The following is a 5,597-nucleotide window of genomic DNA, read 5'->3' on the forward strand; positions in this document are numbered from 1 at the left end:
GAAACCCCACACTACCATCGGCGATGCGTCGTTTCACTACTGAGTTCGGGATGGGATCAGGTGGTTCCAACGCTCTATGGTCGTCAAGCAATTCGGGTGGAGTCTCGCTTTCGCGTTACTCCAAATTGGGTATGTGTTTTTCAGATTCGGTAATTTGCGTTCGAACTTTCGGTTCGTTCGTCTTCACACTGTCAATTTGCGTGCTTTCGCTAAGCAAATTGCTTGGGTGTTATATGGTCAAGCCTCACGGGCAATTAGTATGGGTTAGCTCAACGCCTCACAACGCTTACACACCCCACCTATCAACGTCGTAGTCTTCGACGGCCCTTCAGGGGACTCAAGGTCCCAGTGAGATCTCATCTTGAGGCTAGTTTCCCGCTTAGATGCTTTCAGCGGTTATCTATTCCGAACATAGCTACCCGGCGATGCCACTGGCGTGACAACCGGAACACCAGAGGTTCGTCCACTCCGGTCCTCTCGTACTAGGAGCAGCCCCTCTCAAATCTCAAACGTCCACGGCAGATAGGGACCGAACTGTCTCACGACGTTCTAAACCCAGCTCGCGTACCACTTTAAATGGCGAACAGCCATACCCTTGGGACCGGCTTCAGCCCCAGGATGTGATGAGCCGACATCGAGGTGCCAAACACCGCCGTCGATATGAACTCTTGGGCGGTATCAGCCTGTTATCCCCGGAGTACCTTTTATCCGTTGAGCGATGGCCCTTCCATACAGAACCACCGGATCACTAAGACCTACTTTCGTACCTGCTCGACGTGTCTGTCTCGCAGTCAAGCGCGCTTTTGCCTTTATACTCTACGACCGATTTCCGACCGGTCTGAGCGCACCTTCGTACTCCTCCGTTACTCTTTAGGAGGAGACCGCCCCAGTCAAACTACCCACCATACACTGTCCTCGATCCGGATAACGGACCAGAGTTAGAACCTCAAAGTTGCCAGGGTGGTATTTCAAGATTGGCTCCACAAGAACTGGCGTCCTCGCTTCAAAGCCTCCCACCTATCCTACACAAGCAAATTCAAAGTCCAGTGCAAAGCTATAGTAAAGGTTCACGGGGTCTTTCCGTCTAGCCGCGGATACACTGCATCTTCACAGCGATTTCAATTTCACTGAGTCTCGGGTGGAGACAGCGCCGCCATCGTTACGCCATTCGTGCAGGTCGGAACTTACCCGACAAGGAATTTCGCTACCTTAGGACCGTTATAGTTACGGCCGCCGTTTACCGGGGCTTCGATCAAGAGCTTCGCGTTAGCTAACCCCATCAATTAACCTTCCGGCACCGGGCAGGCGTCACACCCTATACGTCCACTTTCGTGTTTGCAGAGTGCTGTGTTTTTAATAAACAGTCGCAGCGGCCTGGTATCTTCGACCGGCATGGGCTTACGCAGTAAATGCTTCACCCTCACCGGCGCACCTTCTCCCGAAGTTACGGTGCCATTTTGCCTAGTTCCTTCACCCGAGTTCTCTCAAGCGCCTTGGTATTCTCTACCCAACCACCTGTGTCGGTTTGGGGTACGGTTCCTAGTTATCTGAAGCTTAGAGGCTTTTCTTGGAAGCATGGCATCAACCACTTCGCGCTCTAATGAGCACTCGTCATCAGTTCTCAGCCTTAACCGCCCGGATTTACCTAAGCAGTCAGCCTACAACCTTAAACTTGGACAACCAACGCCAAGCTGGCCTAGCCTTCTCCGTCCCCCCATCGCAATAACTAGAAGTACAGGAATATTAACCTGTTTTCCATCGACTACGCTTTTCAGCCTCGCCTTAGGGACCGACTAACCCTGCGTCGATTAACGTTGCGCAGGAAACCTTGGTCTTTCGGCGTGGGTGTTTTTCACACCCATTGTCGTTACTCATGTCAGCATTCGCACTTCTGATACCTCCAGCAAGCTTCTCAACTCACCTTCACAGGCTTACAGAACGCTCCTCTACCGCATCACCTAAGTGATACCCGTAGCTTCGGTGCATGGTTTGAGCCCCGTTACATCTTCCGCGCAGGCCGACTCGACTAGTGAGCTATTACGCTTTCTTTAAAGGGTGGCTGCTTCTAAGCCAACCTCCTAGCTGTCTAAGCCTTCCCACATCGTTTCCCACTTAACCATGACTTTGGGACCTTAGCTGACGGTCTGGGTTGTTTCCCTTTTCACGACGGACGTTAGCACCCGCCGTGTGTCTCCCGTGCTCGCACTTGTTGGTATTCGGAGTTTGCATCGGTTTGGTAAGTCGGGATGACCCCCTAGCCGAAACAGTGCTCTACCCCCAACAGTGATACACGAGGCGCTACCTAAATAGCTTTCGAGGAGAACCAGCTATCTCCGAGCTTGATTAGCCTTTCACTCCGATCCACAGGTCATCCGCTAACTTTTCAACGGTAGTCGGTTCGGTCCTCCAGTTAGTGTTACCCAACCTTCAACCTGCCCATGGATAGATCGCCCGGTTTCGGGTCTATACCCAGCGACTAAACGCCCTATTAAGACTCGCTTTCGCTACGCCTCCCCTATTCGGTTAAGCTCGCCACTGAATATAAGTCGCTGACCCATTATACAAAAGGTACGCAGTCACAGAACAAAGTCTGCTCCCACTGCTTGTACGCATACGGTTTCAGGATCTATTTCACTCCCCTCTCCGGGGTTCTTTTCGCCTTTCCCTCACGGTACTAGTTCACTATCGGTCAGTCAGTAGTATTTAGCCTTGGAGGATGGTCCCCCCATATTCAGACAAAGTTTCTCGTGCTCCGTCCTACTCGATTTCATTGATAAGAGATTTTCGCGTACAGGGCTATCACCCACTATGGCCGCACTTTCCAGAGCGTTCCGCTAATCTCAAATCAACTTAAGGGCTAGTCCCCGTTCGCTCGCCACTACTAAGGGAATCTCGGTTGATTTCTTTTCCTCAGGGTACTTAGATGTTTCAGTTCCCCTGGTTCGCTTCTTACACCTATGTATTCAGTGCAAGATACTTAACTTATGTTAAGTGGGTTCCCCCATTCAGACATCTCCGGATCAAAGTCTGTTTGCCGACTCCCCGAAGCTTTTCGCAGGCTACCACGTCTTTCATCGCCTCTGACTGCCAAGGCATCCACCGTATGCGCTTCTTCACTTGACCATATAACCCCAAGCAATCTGGTTATACTATGAAGACGACATTCGCCGAAAATTCGAAATACTCTTGATCTCTCAAGAGAACTCACAAATTTTACCTTAGCCTGAATAAACACCAGTGAAAGTGCTATCCAGTCTATCTTTCTATCACATACCCAAATTTTTAAAGAACGATTAATACTTTCTAGTCAAAGACCAGAATTCAATATTCCACCAACCGGCGAATACTCAATTCTGAACTCTTACTTGTCGTCGTGGTGGAGCCAAACGGGATCGAACCGTTGACCTCCTGCGTGCAAGGCAGGCGCTCTCCCAGCTGAGCTATGGCCCCGTACTGAGGCTTCTTCCACAACAATTGGTGGGTCTGGGCAGATTCGAACTGCCGACCTCACCCTTATCAGGGGTGCGCTCTAACCAACTGAGCTACAGACCCAATTGTTCGGGCTACTAGGCTGACAACTCGTAACTGATCCTCCTCAAACATCAAGGACGACCCAATCGTCTTTCGCAATGAATCAAGCAATTCGTGTGGGAGCTTATAAGGAAGCTGATGTCGTCGATTAAGGAGGTGATCCAGCCGCAGGTTCCCCTACGGCTACCTTGTTACGACTTCACCCCAGTCATGAATCACACCGTGGTAACCGTCCCCCCGAAGGTTAGACTAGCTACTTCTGGTGCAACCCACTCCCATGGTGTGACGGGCGGTGTGTACAAGGCCCGGGAACGTATTCACCGTGACATTCTGATTCACGATTACTAGCGATTCCGACTTCACGCAGTCGAGTTGCAGACTGCGATCCGGACTACGATCGGTTTTATGGGATTAGCTCCACCTCGCGGCTTGGCAACCCTTTGTACCGACCATTGTAGCACGTGTGTAGCCCTGGCCGTAAGGGCCATGATGACTTGACGTCATCCCCACCTTCCTCCGGTTTGTCACCGGCAGTCTCCTTAGAGTGCCCACCATAACGTGCTGGTAACTAAGGACAAGGGTTGCGCTCGTTACGGGACTTAACCCAACATCTCACGACACGAGCTGACGACAGCCATGCAGCACCTGTGTCTGAGTTCCCGAAGGCACCAATCTATCTCTAGAAAGTTCTCAGCATGTCAAGGCCAGGTAAGGTTCTTCGCGTTGCTTCGAATTAAACCACATGCTCCACCGCTTGTGCGGGCCCCCGTCAATTCATTTGAGTTTTAACCTTGCGGCCGTACTCCCCAGGCGGTCGACTTAATGCGTTAGCTGCGCCACTAAAGTCTCAAGGACCCCAACGGCTAGTCGACATCGTTTACGGCGTGGACTACCAGGGTATCTAATCCTGTTTGCTCCCCACGCTTTCGCACCTCAGTGTCAGTATCAGTCCAGGTGGTCGCCTTCGCCACTGGTGTTCCTTCCTATATCTACGCATTTCACCGCTACACAGGAAATTCCACCACCCTCTACCATACTCTAGCTCGACAGTTTTGAATGCAGTTCCCAGGTTGAGCCCGGGGATTTCACATCCAACTTAACGAACCACCTACGCGCGCTTTACGCCCAGTAATTCCGATTAACGCTTGCACCCTCTGTATTACCGCGGCTGCTGGCACAGAGTTAGCCGGTGCTTATTCTGTCGGTAACGTCAAAATTGCAGAGTATTAATCTACAACCCTTCCTCCCAACTTAAAGTGCTTTACAATCCGAAGACCTTCTTCACACACGCGGCATGGCTGGATCAGGCTTTCGCCCATTGTCCAATATTCCCCACTGCTGCCTCCCGTAGGAGTCTGGACCGTGTCTCAGTTCCAGTGTGACTGATCATCCTCTCAGACCAGTTACGGATCGTCGCCTTGGTGAGCCATTACCTCACCAACTAGCTAATCCGACCTAGGCTCATCTATTAGCGCAAGGCCCGAAGGTCCCCTGCTTTCTCCCGTAGGACGTATGCGGTATTAGCGTTCCTTTCGAAACGTTGTCCCCCACTAATAGGCAGATTCCTAGGCATTACTCACCCGTCCGCCGCTGAATCAAGGAGCAAGCTCCTCTCATCCGCTCGACTTGCATGTGTTAGGCCTGCCGCCAGCGTTCAATCTGAGCCATGATCAAACTCTTCAGTTCAAACATAATCGGATTTTGTAAAAATCCTAAACTTGGCTCAGCAATCGCAAAAAACTCTCAAATTAACGAGTGTTACTTGTGATGCTGACAATCAGTTGACTATCAGTCTTACCTCACAAGCACCCACACGAATTGCTTGATTCAGTTGTTAAAGAACAGTTGGTTAAGCCTTTCGTCTCAACCGAGGCGCGCATTCTACAGCAGCCTCTTATTCCGTCAAGCGATTTCGAAAATTTCTTTTCAAACTCAACCGCTTGCGCTTCAGATCAACTTCAGTCTCTCGTCAGCGGGAGGCGAATTCTACAGCGTTTCAAACCGCTGTCAACACCCTCTTTACACCGCTTTCGATCAACTCAACCGATCTACTAACAGGACCAAAC

At 50.9% G+C, this 5,597-nt stretch carries 2 tRNA genes and 3 rRNA genes; all 5 read right to left on the bottom strand.

Going from position 1 to position 5,597, the window contains the following annotated elements:
- Positions 1-88: ribosomal RNA gene (gene rrf / locus C8K61_RS26550) — 5S ribosomal RNA — on the bottom strand; the annotation flags it as partial.
- 145 nt (positions 89-233) lie between these two features.
- Positions 234-3,123: ribosomal RNA gene (locus C8K61_RS26555) — 23S ribosomal RNA — on the bottom strand.
- Between the two features lie 251 nt (positions 3,124-3,374).
- Positions 3,375-3,450: transfer RNA gene (locus C8K61_RS26560), tRNA-Ala, on the bottom strand.
- A gap of 25 nt (positions 3,451-3,475) precedes the next feature.
- Positions 3,476-3,552: transfer RNA gene (locus C8K61_RS26565), tRNA-Ile, on the bottom strand.
- A 128-nt stretch (positions 3,553-3,680) separates the two neighbouring features.
- A 16S ribosomal RNA gene (locus C8K61_RS26570) occupies positions 3,681-5,217 on the bottom strand.
- Positions 5,218-5,597 lie beyond the last annotated feature (380 nt).

The organism is Pseudomonas sp. GV071 (assembly GCF_003050835.1).
Lineage (GTDB): Bacteria > Pseudomonadota > Gammaproteobacteria > Pseudomonadales > Pseudomonadaceae > Aquipseudomonas.